The sequence below is a fragment of the Kitasatospora sp. NPDC033851 genome (genome assembly GCF_055576085.1).
In genome coordinates this window covers 65,512-80,684 of record NZ_JBVIRL010000013.1, presented here as the reverse complement: position 1 = coordinate 80,684, position 15,173 = coordinate 65,512, and the positions used below count along the sequence as shown (strand labels likewise).

At 73.2% G+C, this 15,173-nt stretch carries 11 protein-coding genes and 2 tRNA genes; 5 read left to right on the top strand and 8 right to left on the bottom strand.

Translation table 11 applies throughout. The features are described from left to right. Positions 1-377: 377 nt before the first annotated feature. Both ACZ51D_RS23995 and ACZ51D_RS23990 read right to left on the bottom strand, forming a co-directional pair. Positions 378-1,655 carry a polysaccharide deacetylase family protein gene (locus ACZ51D_RS23995; RefSeq protein WP_360497058.1) on the bottom strand — a complete coding sequence of 426 codons (1,278 nt, stop codon included), beginning with the start codon at positions 1,653-1,655 and terminating at the stop codon, positions 378-380. 376 nt (positions 1,656-2,031) lie between these two features. Beyond that, positions 2,032-2,619, bottom strand: coding sequence for a DedA family protein (locus ACZ51D_RS23990; RefSeq protein ID WP_465620609.1), 588 nt, complete (start codon positions 2,617-2,619; stop codon positions 2,032-2,034). A 629-nt stretch (positions 2,620-3,248) separates the two neighbouring features. Here ACZ51D_RS23990 and ACZ51D_RS23985 point away from each other — a divergent pair. After that, complete coding sequence (locus ACZ51D_RS23985; RefSeq protein WP_465620508.1) at positions 3,249-4,340, top strand: LLM class flavin-dependent oxidoreductase; 1,092 nt, start codon at positions 3,249-3,251, stop codon at positions 4,338-4,340. Between the two features lie 99 nt (positions 4,341-4,439). Here ACZ51D_RS23985 and ACZ51D_RS23980 read toward each other — a convergent pair whose 3' ends face one another. Together ACZ51D_RS23980 and ACZ51D_RS23975 are read right to left on the bottom strand one after the other, a co-directional pair. Beyond that, positions 4,440-6,320: a putative bifunctional diguanylate cyclase/phosphodiesterase gene (locus tag ACZ51D_RS23980; protein WP_465620611.1), complete on the bottom strand. Its 1,881-nt coding sequence runs from the start codon at positions 6,318-6,320 to the stop codon at positions 4,440-4,442. Positions 6,321-6,891: 571 nt separating this feature from the next. Further along, on the bottom strand, positions 6,892-7,317 hold the full coding sequence (locus ACZ51D_RS23975; protein ID WP_465620510.1) for an OsmC family protein: 426 nt from the start codon (positions 7,315-7,317) through the stop codon (positions 6,892-6,894). A gap of 297 nt (positions 7,318-7,614) precedes the next feature. On the opposite strand from ACZ51D_RS23975, the gene ACZ51D_RS23970 reads away from it, so the two are divergent. Both ACZ51D_RS23970 and lepB read left to right on the top strand, forming a co-directional pair. Continuing rightward, a complete protein-coding gene (locus ACZ51D_RS23970) occupies positions 7,615-7,950 on the top strand; it encodes a chorismate mutase (RefSeq protein WP_030060240.1) in 336 nt (111 codons plus the stop codon). 492 nt (positions 7,951-8,442) lie between these two features. Continuing rightward, a complete protein-coding gene (gene lepB / locus ACZ51D_RS23965) occupies positions 8,443-9,051 on the top strand; it encodes a signal peptidase I (RefSeq protein WP_465663489.1) in 609 nt (202 codons plus the stop codon). Here lepB and ACZ51D_RS23960 read toward each other — a convergent pair. The 3 genes from ACZ51D_RS23960 to ACZ51D_RS23950 form a co-directional block, all read right to left on the bottom strand. After that, complete coding sequence (locus ACZ51D_RS23960; protein WP_465663488.1) at positions 9,014-10,129, bottom strand: EamA family transporter; 1,116 nt, start codon at positions 10,127-10,129, stop codon at positions 9,014-9,016. The genes lepB and ACZ51D_RS23960 overlap by 38 nt on opposite strands. Before the next feature lie 177 nt (positions 10,130-10,306). Further along, positions 10,307-12,772, bottom strand: coding sequence for a transglycosylase domain-containing protein (locus tag ACZ51D_RS23955; protein WP_465663487.1), 2,466 nt, complete (start codon positions 12,770-12,772; stop codon positions 10,307-10,309). 238 nt (positions 12,773-13,010) lie between these two features. Beyond that, positions 13,011-13,084: transfer RNA gene (locus tag ACZ51D_RS23950), tRNA-Lys, on the bottom strand. 123 nt (positions 13,085-13,207) lie between these two features. Here ACZ51D_RS23950 and ACZ51D_RS23945 point away from each other — a divergent pair. Further along, on the top strand, positions 13,208-14,002 hold the full coding sequence (locus ACZ51D_RS23945) for a DUF998 domain-containing protein (protein WP_465663486.1): 795 nt from the start codon (positions 13,208-13,210) through the stop codon (positions 14,000-14,002). A gap of 11 nt (positions 14,003-14,013) precedes the next feature. After that, a complete protein-coding gene (locus ACZ51D_RS23940) occupies positions 14,014-14,949 on the top strand; it encodes an alpha/beta fold hydrolase (protein WP_465620520.1) in 936 nt (311 codons plus the stop codon). Positions 14,950-15,093: 144 nt separating this feature from the next. Here ACZ51D_RS23940 and ACZ51D_RS23935 read toward each other — a convergent pair. Continuing rightward, positions 15,094-15,167: transfer RNA gene (locus ACZ51D_RS23935), tRNA-Lys, on the bottom strand. Between the last annotated feature and the right edge of the window lie 6 nt (positions 15,168-15,173).

Genomic DNA, 15,173 nt, shown 5'->3' with positions numbered 1-15,173 from the left:
AAGCATGAAGATGCCACGGTTCCCGGCCAATGTGGCGGGCATTGATGCTATTGCGGCGAATTCGGCATGAGAACGGCCGGACCAACCCCGAAGGGCGATCCGGCCGTTGGCCCGGGTGCGAGGGTCCTGGCACCAACCACTACTCGATCCTCTCGGGCGAGGCCGGTGCCGACCGCATCGTCCGCAGCCTGCTCGCGGACGCCCCCGCCGCGGGGTAGCCGGCCAGGCCCGTCCGGCCCGGCCCGGCCCGGGAACGGCGAAGGCCGGCGGGGTTCGAACACCCGCCGGCCGTACCGCCTCTGGCTCTACCGCCCCCGGCCCTACCGCTCCCGGCCGTACCCTTCCCGGCCGGGAGCGGGCCTCCGCCCCTCGGTGCGTCAGCCGGCCGTGCCGAGGAAGCTCTCCCAGCCGCCCGCCGGCGCCTGCCCGACGTTGAGCGAGCGCAGCTTGCGCAGCGTGGACTGGTCCTGCACCTCCAGCCACTCGACGAGCTGCTTGAAGGAGACCAGCCGGACGTCCGGCTTGCCCGCGATCTCCTTGAGCGCCTGCTCGACGGCGTCCATGTAGATGCCGCCGTTCCACTGCTCGAAGTGGTTGCCGACGAAGAACGGCGCGCGGTTGCTGTTGTACGCGCGCTCGAAGCCCGCGAGGTAGGAGTTCGCGGCCTGGGTGCGCCAGTCGTTGTACTTGGCCGGGTCGCCCTTGGTGCTGCCGCTGGACTGGTTGGCCAGGATGTTGTAGTCCATCGACAGGACCTGGAAGGTGTGCCCGGGGAACGGGATGGACTGCAGCGGGAAGTCCCACACCTTGCCGTCCTGCACCTTCTGCGGCCATATCTGAAGACCGCCCGAGGAGCTGGCGTCGTACTTCCAGCCGAGCTTGGCGATGGTCGGCAGCAGCGCCTTCTGCCCCTCCAGGCACGGGGTGCGGCCGCCGATGAGCTCCTTCTTGTAGTCGAAGGGGAGCGGGTCGACGTCGGTGAACCCGGTGTTGGTCCGCCACTGGGTGACGAAGCCGATGGCCTGGTCGATCTCGCTCTGCCAGTCCTCCGGGGTCCACATGTTGACCCCGTTCTTGTCCGGGCGGCTGGAGCAGAAGTGCCCGTTGAAGTGGGTGCCGATCTCGTGTCCGGCGAGCCAGGCCTGGCTGATGAGCTTGAGCGTGCTCTTGACCGCGCCGTCCGACAGGTACGGGATGTCGGAGGCTCCGACCGAGTGCTTCGGCGGGTGGTACAGCTCGGCCTTGCCCTTGGGCAGGGCGTAGATCCCGGAGAGGAAGAAGGTCATCGTGGCCTTGTACTGCTCCGCCAGCTTCAGGAAGCGGGGGAACTGGCCGTCGTCGGTGCCGCCCGCGCCGTCCCAGGAGAACACCACGAACTGCGGCGGCCGCTCGCCCGGCTTGAGCTTCTCGGGCTTGGGCTGGTTCGGCTGGGGGCCGGTGTCGGCGTTGGAGCCGTCGCCGATCGGGGTGCCCTTGGGCACCACGGGGGCCGGGCCGCCGGTGCTGCCGCCCTGGGTGGCACCCGTGCCGCCGGAGCCGGGAGAGGTGGAGCCTTGGCCCGAACCGGATCCGCTGCTGGAGCAGGCCGAGACCGCGCCGAGGGCTGCGGTCGCAGCGGTTGCACTGAGCACCGTCCTGCGCGAGATGCTGGTCATGGTCTCCCCTGGGTGCCGATGCCGGTGGTGAGGGCGGTCCGCGGCCGCACCGGTCAAATCGGGCAATTTGATGAGTATTCCGCCGTTAGCATGCCATGTTGCTGCGACGGCCTCCAAGGTCGCCGAGCTCCGACGACTCTCAACACGTCGGGCGCGTGCGGCTGGGCTGCACGGATTCGGCGTCTGTTGCCGTCCTGTGACGCTTCGCACTGCTCGCGGCCCGCGCAGTACGCTACCGCCGGTCTGCCCGGGTTCAGTGGGGGTTCGTCAGCGTTCGGCCCGGTTGATCGCCCTTTTGGGAAAACTTTTGCCCCTTGATGGGCGGAGCGGCCCGAAGGCAGGGGTCCGGCGAAGGCGGCCGTCCGGGGTGCGCCGGTCAGAGCGCGGCAAGCCGCCGGTTGCGGCGCACCATCCGCGCGATCGCGGTACTGATCGCGGTGGCCGCCGCGCAGGAGACCACGAGGCTCAGCCAGGCGGTGTTGAACCAGTGGCTGTTCAGCCAGCCCAGCGTCACGATGTAGGCGGCCCAGATCAGTGCCGCCAGCGCCGACCAGTGCAGGAAGCGGTGCGGATGGGCGGGGGAGTGGCCGATGGCCACGTCGAGGACGGTCCGTCCGGCCGGGACGAACCGCGCGATCACCACCATCGCGGCGGCGGCGCCGTGCGGACGTTCGATCAGGGCCTCCTGGACCCGGGTCACGCTGGCCGCGAGTTTGGGGCGCCGGGCCAGCCGACGGTGCAGCATGGGGGCGCCGCGCCGCGCCAGGTGGAGCAGGAGGACGTCGCCCAGGAAGGAGGCCACTGCCACGCCCAGGCCGAGCAGCAGCGGGGCCCCGTTGATCTGCGCCGTCTTGAGTACGGCCAGGATGACCAGCGTCCCGCTGGGAATGAAGGGGAGGAGGGCGTCGCCGAGCACGGCGAACAGAGCCAGGGCGCAGATCCACGAGGATCCGATCGCCGCCACGAAGTTCAAGGCCCTTACTCCCTCCACGCCGCCCGAGCGAGCAGGTGGCTGTAGGGGTCAACGCTAGCGCCTCGATTTTTCATGCCATGAAGCACCCCGGTATGCCGCAGATCACGACCGCGGGTTCCGGCCGCCGGTCGCGCTGCCGGGCCGCACGCGCGGGCCGGTGGCACAGGGGGGCGTCCCCTGTGGAGGAAGGCTGCCGCACATCGAACGAGCCCCCGGGGCGGGGTGCCGCGCCGGGGGCTCGCAGTGATCGTTCGGAGCTGGTCCAGCCCGACGATCTTGCTGGTGGAGTGCGGACCCCGCTCGGCGATCCGCTCCTGATCACCAGACTGCCGGCCGCCGGCCGCCGTCGCGAGCCCCGGCGCTGGCGACTTCCGGCGCTGGCGTGAAGTCGCCAGCCGTGTCCGTCCGATGGCTTTCCGTCAGCCGAACGGTCGGTCGGTAGCCCCGAACGGAATGGCCGAAACGCGCCCGGACCGGAACCGAACGACACCCGGCCCCCGGGAACAGCGAGCCCCCGGCCGTGGTTGACCCGGGTCGGCAGCAGCGACCGCCGGGCCCACCCGGACCCGTGCGATCGCCACACGAAGGCCGGCTCAAGGACAGCCAGGAGGGCGGACGGCATGACCACCGAGGACCAGCAGGAGCACGGGACCGAGCCGGCGGCCGGCGCGGCGATCCGGGGCACCGCCCGCGGCGCGGCGCCCGCTCCGCTCTCGATCCTTGACCTGGCCACCGTCGGCGTCGGCTACACGCCGGCCGAGGCCCTGACGGCCACCACCGCTCTGGCCCGCAAGGCCGAGCAGTGGGGCTACCACCGCTTCTGGGTGGCCGAGCACCACGGCATGCCCGGGGTGGCCAGCTCGACCCCGGCCGTCCTGATCGCCCACCTCGGGGCCAACACCACGACGCTCCGGCTCGGTTCGGGCGGCGTGATGCTCCCCAACCACGCCCCGCTGGCCATCGCCGAGCAGTTCGGCCTGCTGGAAGCCCTGCACCCCGGACGCATCGACCTCGGGCTCGGCCGCGCCCCCGGCACCGACCCGGCCACCGCCCGCGCGCTGCGCCGCGGCAACGCCGAAGGCGCGGACGACTTTCCGCAGCAGCTCGCCGAGCTGACCCACTTCCTCGACGGCGACTTCCCCGCCGGGCACCCGTACGCCCGGCTGACCGCGGTGCCCAAGGGCGAGGGCCGCCCGCCGGTCTGGCTGCTCGGCTCCTCCGGCTTCAGCGCCCAACTCGCGGGCCGCCTCGGCCTCCCGTTCGCCTTCGCCCACCACTTCAGCAGCGCCAACACCCTCCCGGCCCTGGACCTCTACCGCTCGTCCTTCCGCCCCTCCGCCGTGCTCGCCGAGCCGTACTCGCTGATCGGTGTGAGTGCCGTCGCCGCCGACGACGAGCCCTCGGCCCGCCGCCTCGCCCGCTCCGCCGCGCTCGGCATGCTCCGGCTGCGGCGCGGCAATCCGGGCCCGATCCCCACCCCGGAGGAGGCCGAGCAGTACCCGTACAGCCCGGCCGAGGCGGACTTCATCGACAGCTGGCTCGACAACGTCGTGCTCGGCGACCCGGGCCGGGTCGCCGACGGACTGGAGGCCCTGCGCAAGCGGACCGGGGTGGACGAGCTGATGGTCACCTCGCACATCCACGGCCACGAGGCCCGCCTCCGCTCCTACGGCCTGATCGCCGAGGCGTACGGCCTGACAGCCACCGCCTGACGGCCACTGCCTGACAGCCACTGCCACGGCCACGGCCTGATCGCGGAGGCGTACGGCCCGACCGAGGCCCGACCGAGGCCCGGCGCCCGACGGCGGCCGCTACCGCCCGTCCAGGGCGGGGCGGCCCTCGCGGAGTATGGCCGCGACCAGCGCGGCCTCGCCCGGTCGGGCGAAGTACCAGCCCTGGGCGGTGTCGCAGCCGGTCAGCCGCAGCCGCTCGGCCTGGGCGGCGCTCTCGATGCCCTCGGCGGTGACGGTCAGGCCGAGGGCGTGGGCCAGCTGCACCATCGCGCCGACGATCTGCTCGTCGGCGTCGCTGCGGCGGGTACCGAGCTCGGGGAGGCCGGGGCGGTCCGCGGGGGCGGGGTCGCGGAAGCCCTCGATGAAGGTGCCGTCCAGTTTCAGCACGTGCACCGGCAGTCGGGAGAGGTAGGCCAGGTTGGAGTAGCCCGTGCCGAAGTCGTCGATCGCGATCCGCACCCCCATGTCCGCGAGCGCCTGCAGGGCCTGCAGCGGGCGCCCGCCGGGGCCGAGCAGGGCGCTCTCGGTGATCTCCAGCTGGAGCAGCCGGGCCGGCAGGCCGGTGTGTTCGAGGGCCCGGGCGACGTCGGCGACGACGTCGGAGTCCCAGATCTGGCGGGCGGCCAGGTTGACGCTCACGAAGGTCTCGGTGTCCGGGAATTCGGTGAGCCACTGCCGGGCCTGGCGGCAGGACTCCTCCAGCACCCACTTCCCGAGCGGCACGATCGCGCCGGACTCCTCGGCGAGCGGGATGAACCGGTCGGGCGAGAGCGTCCCGTAGCGGGGGTGGCGCCAGCGGACCAGGGCCTCGGCCCCGTGCACGGCGCCGTCGGCCAGGCCGACCAGCGGCTGGTACTCGATGGTGAACTCGCCGCGCTCCAGGGCCGGCCGCAGCGCGGTGGCGAGCAGCTGGCGGGTGAGCTGGTGGGCGCCGCGGTCCGGGTCGTAGAGGGTCCAGCGGGCGCGGCCGTCGGCCTTGGACCAGTAGAGGGTGGCGTCGGCGTCCTTGACCAGGTCGGTCGGGGTGGTCTCGTGCACGGAGCGCTCGACCACGCCGACGCTGGCGGTGATCACCAGCCGGTGCCCGGCGATGTCGAAGGGACGTTCCAGCACCTCCAGGATCCGGGCGGCCAGCTCGGTCAGCTGCTCGCTGCCCAGGCTGTCGGTGACCAGGACGGCGAACTCGTCGCCGCCCATCCGGGCCACCAGGTGGGTGTCGTGCCCGTCGAGCCCGCGCCGCAGCCGGGCGGCGACGGCGATCAGCAGCTGGTCTCCGATGTGGTGGCCGAGGGCCTCGTTGATCGCCGCGAAGCCGTCGAGGTCCAGGTAGCAGACACCGACCCGGCGGCTCCCGTCGGCGGCTGCGCCACGCGTGGGCTCCTCGGTCACCGTGAGGCAGGCGGCGTCGAGCCGTTCGAAGAAGTAGGCCCGGTTGGGCAGCCGGGTCAGCGGGTCGTGCTGGGCCTGGTACTCCAGACGGTCGCCGAGCCGGCGCTGCTCGGTGATGTCCTCCACCAGTGCGAGGGTGTAGAGCGGCTGCCCGGCGCCGTCCCGGATCAGCGAGACGGTGACCTTGCTCCAGACCTCGTGGCCCTCACGGTGCTTGAGCTGCTTCTCCACGCGGAACCGTTCCCGCTCACCGTGGACGAGCTCGGGGAACAGCCGGGCCGGCATGCCCTCCGGGTCGATGATCTCGTGCAGGTGGGTGCGGACCAGTTCGCCGACGCTCCGTCCGATCAGGGCGGCGAAGGCGGGGTTGACCTCGATGATCCGGTCTTCGGGATCGATCAGGGCCATCCCGATGACCGCGTCGCAGAAGGCGGCCCGGAACCGGGACTCGCTGGCCCGTAGCGCGGCCAGCAGCCGGTCGGGGCCGCCGTCCGCCCGGTCGGTCCCGTCGGTGGCGCCCCGGTGCGTGCCGTCGGTGAGTGGCGCCGAGCAGGTGGGGCAGAGCAGCACCTCGGGCTCCTCCAGCGTCCCGCAGGCGCCGCGGGCGGTAGTGGAACCGGCGACCAGCCCAGCGGCGGAACCGGAGACCGGTCCGGCGGCCGGGTCGAGGACCGGCGCGGCGAGGTGGTGGTGTGGTGATCCCTCGTGCCGCACGCCCGGGTGGTGCGCGTCGGCCCCCTCGTTCTGGCCCGGCACGGCATGCTCCCGTCCGCTGCTGACGCTTGACGATGGTTCGGCCGGTCAGTCGGGACTCCGGCGGCCGGCTCCGCGCTCTGTCGTGGTCCTCGGAGTCGGTCCGCTGCGGTGCGCCCGCCGTGGGGCGCTGTCGCGTGGGGACCCGCGTGAAGGACAGGGCGCTTCGGCCGATCATAGGCCGCGACGGCAACGCGCCGTGACCGCCGCCAGGGTGATTCGCCCGCTTTGTGATCATGGGTGTCGGTACGTGCGGACGCCCCCGGTGCACATCATGAGATGTGCGCCAGGGGCGCGTGCGCCGAAGCCGCGCCCCTGGGCGCCGGTTGCGCGCCGGGGTGGGACAGGCGCAGACGAAGCGGAGGCGGTGGAGGAAGATGCCGGGGCGTCAGGCCAGCTTCGCCGTGAGGGTGATGGTGGTGCCGGTCAGGGCCTGGCTGACCGGGCAGTTGGCCTTGGCGTCCTCGGCGGCCTTGACGAAGCCCGCCTCGTCCAGGCCGGGCACGTCGCCGGTGACGGTCAGGTGGATGCCGGTGATGCCCTCGCCCGGCTGGAAGGTGACATCGGCCTGGGTGTCCAGCGTGGTGGGCGGGGTGCCGGCGCCGGACAGGCCGGCCGAGAGGGCCATCGAGAAGCAGGCCGAGTGGGCGGCGGCGATGAGCTCCTCAGGGCTGGTCTTCCCGTTGGCCTGCTCGGCGCGGGCCGGCCAGGACACCGGATACGTGCCGATCCCGGACGAGACGAAGGTCGTCTGGCCCTTTCCCTGGAGGAGGTTGCCCTCCCAGGCCGTACGAGCGGTGCGGGTGGTTGCCACGATCGGTACCTCCATTACTGGGGGACTGCTCAACGGTCACTTCCGGTCATGCACGCACCAGCCTACGGGCAACCCGCTGCCCGGTCCGGCGTGTCACGCCGCGCCGGACGACGCCCGACGGCCCTGGTGGCGCCGGGTGCCGGCGGGGTGCCCGAGGGCACCGCCGGCTGTCCGGATCGTGGACGGATCAGCTCAACGGTGCGGGGCCCGAGCGGGGGCCCTGTTAGATTTGCCCGGGCCCGAGCCCGGCCGGCGTACGGTCGGGCGCCCACCCAGCAGACACCGGGAGCCGCCCCGATGACGGACCACTCCACGACCCCCGACGCCGGCCTGTCCGAGGGGATCGACGACGCCGTACGGGCTGAGCTGACCAGCCTGCGCGAGAGCATCGACAACATCGACGCCGCGGTGGTCCACATGCTGGCCGAGCGGTTCAAGGCGACCCAGCGGGTCGGCCGGCTCAAGGCCGAGCACAAGCTGCCGCCGGCCGACCCGGCGCGCGAGCGGGACCAGATCAAGCGGCTCCGCGAACTGGCCGCCGGGGCGAAGCTCGACCCGGTCTTCGCTGAGAAGTTCCTGAATTTCATCATCGCCGAGGTCATCCGGCACCACGAGGCCATCGCCCGCGCCTGAAGGGGGAGCCGCGGCGCCCGAGGGGAGCCGGAGGGAAGGGGAGCCCAGTCCGGAGGGCCCCTGGATACGGTTCCGGAGCGATCTCGGAGCCTTCCCGGTCGCACTCCTGGGGCACTTTCGGAGCGCGGCGCAGGCACCCGCCGATGTCGGTGACGGCTAAATGCCCGATTTCGCCAGGCTCCACGGTTGGCGTAGCGTGCAGGTTTCCCCAGCCGGAGAGGTGGAGCAGCGACGATGGCGGTGAACCTGCCCGCAACGCCCAGCGGAGCTCCCGACGATTCCGCCACCCAGGACGCCCCGCACGCCCCGCATGCCCAGGACTCCCCGTACGCCCCGCACGCTCACCAGGCACCCGGCGGTCGCGCCGAGGCCCGCCGTCGGGCCCGCGGTTCGGGTGGGCGCCGGGCCACCCGCCCGAACGGGACGGGCCGTACAGGCCGTACAGGCCGGTCGGGTCGCCGTCCCCGGCCGTGGTGGATCGAGCTGCCGGCGATGGTCGTGGTCGGCCTGGCGGTCGCGCTGCTGATCAAGACCTGCCTGTTCCAGGTGTTCTCCATCCCGTCCGGCTCGATGGAGAACACCCTGCGGATCGGTGACCGGGTCGGCGTGAACAAGCTGGCGCCGCTGACCGGCTGGGAGCCGGAGCCGGGGCAGCCGGTGGTCTTCAAGGACCCGGGTGGCTGGCTGCCGCCGCAGCCCACCGACCCGAACCCGTTCACCAAGACCGTGAGCTCGGCGCTCAGCTTCGTCGGGCTGGTGCCGCCGAAGGACGACAACTACCTGGTCAAGCGGGTCATCGCGACCGGCGGCCAGACCGTGCAGTGCGAGGGCACCACCCTGAGCGTCGACGGGCGGAAGGTGGACGAGCCGTACCTGCACGCCGGCGACGACTCCTGCGCGGGCCTGGACTTCGGTCCGGTGAAGGTGCCCGCGGGCTACGTCTGGGTCGAGGGCGACCACCGCAGCGACTCGGCCGACTCCCGCTACCACCAGCGCGGCCCCGGTGGCGGCGCCGTGCCGGTGAGCAACGTGGTCGGCCCGGTGGCGGGCGTCGTGTGGCCGATCAATCACCTCGACTGGTTCGGCTGGACCGGCCGCTGACCGCGCGCTCGGCGGCCACCCGCTCCCGGGCGCCGTGGCCGTCGCGGGCCCCGTCGGACCCGTCGCGAAGCCCGTCGGAGCCGTCGCGGGCCCCGTCGGAGGCGGCACGGACGGGATCCGCGTCCACCGCGACCCCGGCCTTCTCCTCCGCTCCCGACGTGCTCGCCTGAGCCGCGAAGGCCCCGGCCAGCACCAGCAGACCGCCCGCGATCTGCGGCAGCCCCAGGTGTTCGCCGAGCAGCACCCAGGCCAGCACGGTGGCGACCACGGCCTCCAGGTTGGCCACCACTCCGGCGACCGGCGGCGAGAGGTACCCGACGGAGATCACGCCGGTCAGGTAGGCGAGCACGGTCGCGATCAGGACCATCCACACGGCGGGGACGAACGCGGGCAGGGTGTGCCCGTTCATCACCACGTCGCCGCCGAGCGGGCCCCAGTCGGCCTGCCAGGGCCGGGTGACGGCGGTGAGCAGGACGGCGCCGATGAGCAGCCCGTACGCGCTGACGGCCAGCGGGTCGACCGGGCGCTCGCCGTGGCGGCCGGCGTCGGCGAGCACGAAGTAGCCGACCTGGCAGCAGGCCGCGCCGAGGGCGAACAGCACGCCCAGGGCGTCGAAGCTCAGGCCGTTCCAGACCTCGACCACGCAGGCCAGGCCGGCCACCGCGACGCCGGCGCCGATGGCCGCGCCCCGGCTGATCGGCTTGCGCTGGACGAACTTGACGTAGCCGATCAGCAGCGGCGGCCCGAGGTACTCGATGAGCAGGGCGACGCCGACCGGGATGCGGGAGATCGCCGCGAAGTAGCAGGCCTGGACGCCCGCCACGGCGAGCAGGCCGAAGCCGAGCAGCAGGCCGGGGCGGCGCAGTACGGCGGCGCGGTGCCGGTAGGCGATCGGGAGGAGGGCCACGGCGGCGCCGGTGACCCGCAGCCACACCACGTGCAGCGGGGAGAGACCGGCCTCGATCAGCGGCTTGGCCGCCGTACCGGAGCCGCCGAAGGCGAAGGCGGAGACCAGCGCGAGGCTGAGGCCGAGGGTTCTGCCCGAGGGGAGGATGGACGGGGCCGTTGATCTGTGCACCGCCGCATTGTGACAGTCATACCGATACTTCGGTAAGGCGCCATTTCGGCATTTGGTCCTGCACTGAACTGTGCGCAGTGGCGCAATCACCGGGCCGACCAACCGGGCCGACCAACCGGGCCGACCAACCCGGCCGATCAACCGCGCCGATCGGCCGGTCAACGGCCTCCCCGCAGGTCAGCCCCCGGACTGCGACGAGGTCCCCGCCCCGGCCCCCGTGAGAGCGCCCGCCGCGCCCGTGGGCTGGGTGGTCGGCTGCGAGGTCGGGTCCGTGGTCGGCTGGGTGGTCGGAGTCGGCCGCGTGGTGGGTCGCCCGGTCGGCCGGGAGGTGGGTTGGGTGGTCGGCTGGGTGGTCGCGGGAGCCGTCGGTGCCGTGGTGGCCCCGCCGCCGGTGCCGTCCGACGGCGACGTCGGGCCGGAGCCCGACCCGTCGCCGGGCGGGGTGGTGGCGCCGCTGCTCGGACCGCCGGTGGGGGCGCCCGTCGACGGGGTGCCGCTCGGCGTGCTCGGGCTGGTCGGCAGGTCGGTGGCGCCCGAGGAGTCGCCGCCGTCGGCGGGGGTCGGGAAGTCGCTGACCGGCTGGCCCTTGAGCGCGGCCTTCATGTAGCCGGTCCAGATCTGCGCCGGGTACTGGCCGCCCGCCGCGCCGTCGATCCCGCCGACGCCGCTCAGACTGACCTGGGCGCCGGTGCCCGGGTCCTGGCCGAACAGCGCGACCGAGGTGACCAGCTCGGGGGTGTAACCGACGAACCAGACGGACTTCTGGTCGTCGGTGGTGCCGGTCTTGCCCGCCACCGGGCGGCCGAGCGACTTGGCCCGCCAGCCGGTGCCGCCCGGGTCGTTCACCACGCCCTGGAGCATCGAGGTGACCTGGTTGGCGGTGTCCGCGCTGACCGCCTGGGTGGTCTTGTGCGCGGGCAGCGACACGGCCTCGCCGTCGCGGTCCACCGACTGCACCAGCCACGGGGTGATCTGCTTGCCGCCGTTGTCCAGCGTGGCGTACACGCCGGCCATGTCGAGCACGCTCGGGGTGGCCGCGCCCAGCGGGATGGAGGGGACCGGGTCGAGGCCCGGGGTGGTGCCGGGCAGGCCCAGCGCGATGCCGGTGTCCCGGACCTTCTGCAGCCCGGTGTCCTGCGCGAGCTGCGCGAACGCCGAGTTGACCGACCAGTCGGTGGCCTGCTGCAGGGTGATCTGGCCGTAGCTCTTGTCACCCTCGTTCGGCGGCGCGTACGGGGTGCCCTTGCCGCCGCGGACCTTCCGGCCGCTGGTGCCGTCGTAGACCGTGCGCGGGGTGACGGTGCGGCCGTCCTGGGTCTTGGCGTCGTTCTCGAAGGCGGCGGCCAGGGCGATCGCCTTGAAGGTCGAACCGGCCTGGTAGTCGCGCCGGGTCGCGTTGTCCACGTAGTGCTTCACGTAGTCGACGCCGCCGTACAGGGCGACGATGGCACCGGTCTTCGGGTCCACCGAGACGGCGCCGGCCTGGGCGGCCGCGTCCTTCTTCCGCTTGTCCGGGTTCAGGGTGTCGCGCAGCTGCGCCTGGACGGAGTCCTGCATGGCCTGCTGGCGGCCGGGGTCGATGCTCAGCTTGATCGTGTAGCCGCCCTTGGCCAGCTCGGTCTCGCTGATGGCCCCGTTCGAGGTCAGGTACTGGGTGGCCGCGTTCACCAGGTAGCCGGCCTGGCCGGACAGGCCCGGGTTCGGCTGCGGGTCCCGGACGTCCGGGAAGGTGGTCTTGGCCCGCTCCTCGCCGGGGAGCCAGCCCTCCTTGACCATGCCGTCCAGCACGTAGTTCCAGCGGTTGACGGCGTTCTGCTTGCCCGCCTCGGTGGCGGTGGCCACGTCGTAGGCGCTCGGCGCGTTCAGCAGGGTGGCCAGGTAGGCGCCCTGCGCAGGGGAGAGCGCGGAGGCGTCGACGCCGAAGTAGGCCTGGGCGGCGGCCTGGATGCCGTAGGCGCCGCGGCCGTAGTAGGAGGTGTTCAGGTAACCGGAGAGGATGTCGTCCTTGCTCTCGGTGGCGTCCACCTTGATGGCGATGAAGAGTTCCTTCACCTTGCGGGTGACCGACTGCTTCTGGCTCAGGTACGTGTTCTTCACGTACTGCTGGGTGATGGTGGAACCGCCCTGGGTGCCCTGGCCCTGGGCGGTGTTGACCGCGGCCCGGACCAGGCCCTGGATGTTGACCGCGCCCTCGTTGTAGAAGTTGCGGTCCTCGGCGGCCAGCGCGGCGTGCTGGGCGGCGGGGGAGACCTTGTCCAGGGTGACGTTCTGCCGGTTGGTCTGGCCGGTGCGGGTGATCACCGAACCGTCCGAGTAGAGCCAGGTGTTGCTCTGCGCGGTCGCGGCGGCGTGCGCGTCCGGGACCTTCACCAGCGTGATCCCCAGCACGAACAGGCCGATGCCGAGCAGCAGCGCCGAGGCGAAGCCGAGCAGGGTCATCCGCCAGGTCGGTATCAGCCGACGCCAGCCGGTGCGCTTCGGACGGCGCGGCTTCCTGCCGCCGGACCCGCCGGAGCCGCCGGACCCGCTGGCGACACCGGACACACCGGCGAGACCGGCCGCGCCGGTGGGGCGCTTGAACCGCTTGACCGGCCGGAGACTGATCGACGGCGTGCGACGGCCGCTCTGGGCGTTTCGGGACAAAGCGCGGCCTTTCCTGCGGGCGGACCGAAGCAGCCTGCACGGGCGTGGGGCATCGGCGGGTGGGGGCATCGGCGGTGGGGACCTTTGTCCCGATTCCGGTTCTACTGCCCTGGACGAGCGGGACGGGCCCGATGGCTCCGTCGGATCGGCGATCGAGACCGACATCACACGCAAATCGGACGTCGAAGGCCAAAAAATCGGGGAGCCCCTCGCAGTGCGAGAGGCTCCCCAATGTCTGTGCGCCGCCAGGGACTCGAACCCCGGACCCGCTGATTAAGAGTCAGCTGCTCTAACCAACTGAGCTAGCGGCGCCTGCTGACCTGGAAAACAATACACGGTCCCGAGGGGTGCCTCGAACCGCCCCGGTCGACCGGCGCCCGATCCGTCCCTTTCCTTCCGGTTGGGCTGCAGTTCGCCGCTGGTTAGGGTGGAACCGTGCCCAGCCCCCAGCCAGGACAGCGCACCGCGCGGACCACGGTCGCCGCCCTGCTGCTGCTCAGCGCCGTGGCGTACACCGCCTGGGTGCTGGAGGTCGTGCTGAGCACCGGCCTCGACCCGGTGCAGGCGTACGTCAGCGAACTCGCCGCCGAGGACCAGCCGCTGGGCGGCCTGTTCCGGGCCACTGACCTGGCCGCCGGGCTCTGCCTGCTCGCCGCCGCCGGCACCGCCCTCGCGAGCGGCCTCACCGGCGGCCCCGCCACCGGGCGGGCCGGGAATTCCCGGCGCGGCCGCTGGGCGCTCGCCGGCTGGTCCGCCCTGGCCCTGTTCGGCGCCGCGATCGCCGCCGACTCCCGGCTGCCGCTCAGCTGCACCCCCACCAGCGACGAGATGTGCGCGGCCCGCGAGACCGCCGGGCTCGTCCCCGCGACCCACACCACGCACGCCGTCACCAGCAGCCTCGCGATGCTCGGGGCGCTCACCGCGCTGGTCGCGCTCACCGTCGCCGCCCGCCGTTACGGCTGGTGGCCGCCGGTGCGCCGGCTCGGACCCTGGCTGCTGGGCGCCGAACTGCTCGCCACCGGCTGGAGCCTCGCCGCGATCGCCGCCTTCCAGGCCGGGCGCGGCACCTGGGCGCTCGGGGCCGGCCAGCGGCTGCAGGTGTTGCTGGTCGCGCTCTGGCTGGCCGTCCTGGCGGTGGGCGTCGCCCGGTCCACCACGTCCGCCCGGTCCACCAGGTCCGCCCGGCCGGACGGGCCGGAGCAGCGCCACCAGGCCGGGCCGCTCCCGTAACGGAGGCCGACATGACCGCACCCGGCGACCCCGGCACCCCCGGAGGCCCGCACACCCCCGGCGACCCCCGCCGGCCCGACGACCCCGGCACCCGGGCGTGCTTCCTGCGGATCGACGGCGTCCCGCTGCACGTCCGCATTGAGGGCAGCGGCCCGGTCTGCCTGCTCAGCGGCGGCCTCGGCAGCAGCTGGTTCGACTGGGACCTCGTCGTCCCCTTCCTCACCCCGTACCGCACCGTGGTCCGCTTCGACCGGCCCGGTTACGGGCTGAGCGCCGCCGAGCCCGCCACCGGGCGGCCCGCCCCGACGGCGGCCGGCGAGGCCGGGCGGATCCGGGTGGTGCTGGACGGCCTCGGGCTGCGCGAGCCCTGCACCGTCGTCGGCCACTCGCTCGCCGGTTTCCACGTCGAGGCCTTCGCCCGGCTGCACCCGGAGCGGACCGCCGGGCTGGTCCTGGTCGACGGCAGCGTCGAGCCGGCGGCCCGGCCGTACCCGGCGCCCGGCGCGCGCGACCTGGCGGCCCGGGCGGCGGCCGGCGCCGCCACCGCCCTCGCCGTGCCGTACCTGCTGGGCCCGACAGCCCGCCGGATGGCGGCCCGGCTGTCCACCGTCCGCCGCGAGGACCTCGCCCCGGCACCGCTGGTCCGGCACTGCTACCGCACCGGCCGGGCCCTGCGCGCGCTGCTGCGGGAGAACGCGCGCTACCTCGACGTGGCGGCCGAGCTGGACGGGCTGCGGCGCACCCGGCCGCTGCCCGAGGAGCTGCCGGTCACCGTGCTGGCCGCCGACGACGGCTGCCGGACCCGCCGCACCGAGGCCTGGCTGGCCGAGCAGCGGGAACTCGCGGCGCTGCTCGGCGCCGACTTCCGCACCACGGCTCCGGCCGGGCACCTGGTGATGTTCGACCGCCCGGACGCCGTGGCCTCGGCCGTACTCGACACGAGCTGAGGTCCTGGGCGGATCGGCTCGCCCTCCGTTCCCTGCTGCAGTCGGCGTTCCAACCGGGCCGTCCCGGTCACGGTGGGAAGGTCCACCCGCTCCGGAAACGCCTCAGGCCGCCCACCGGAGTGGACGGCCTGAGACCTTGCCATGTGCGCCGCCAGGGACTCGAACCCCGGACCCGCTGATTAAGAGTCAGCTGCTCTAACCAACTGAGCTAGCGGCGCCTGCTG

Coding starts and splice junctions, on each gene's coding strand:
- lepB (WP_465663489.1), top strand. CDS start 8,443: ATGGTCGTGGTCGGCCTGGCGGTCGCGCTGCTGATCAAGACCTGCCTG.
- ACZ51D_RS23985 (WP_465620508.1), top strand. CDS start 3,249: ATGACCACCGAGGACCAGCAGGAGCACGGGACCGAGCCGGCGGCCGGC.
- ACZ51D_RS23970 (WP_030060240.1), top strand. CDS start 7,615: ATGACGGACCACTCCACGACCCCCGACGCCGGCCTGTCCGAGGGGATC.
- ACZ51D_RS23940 (WP_465620520.1), top strand. CDS start 14,014: ATGACCGCACCCGGCGACCCCGGCACCCCCGGAGGCCCGCACACCCCC.
- ACZ51D_RS23995 (WP_360497058.1), bottom strand. CDS start 1,655: ATGACCAGCATCTCGCGCAGGACGGTGCTCAGTGCAACCGCTGCGACC.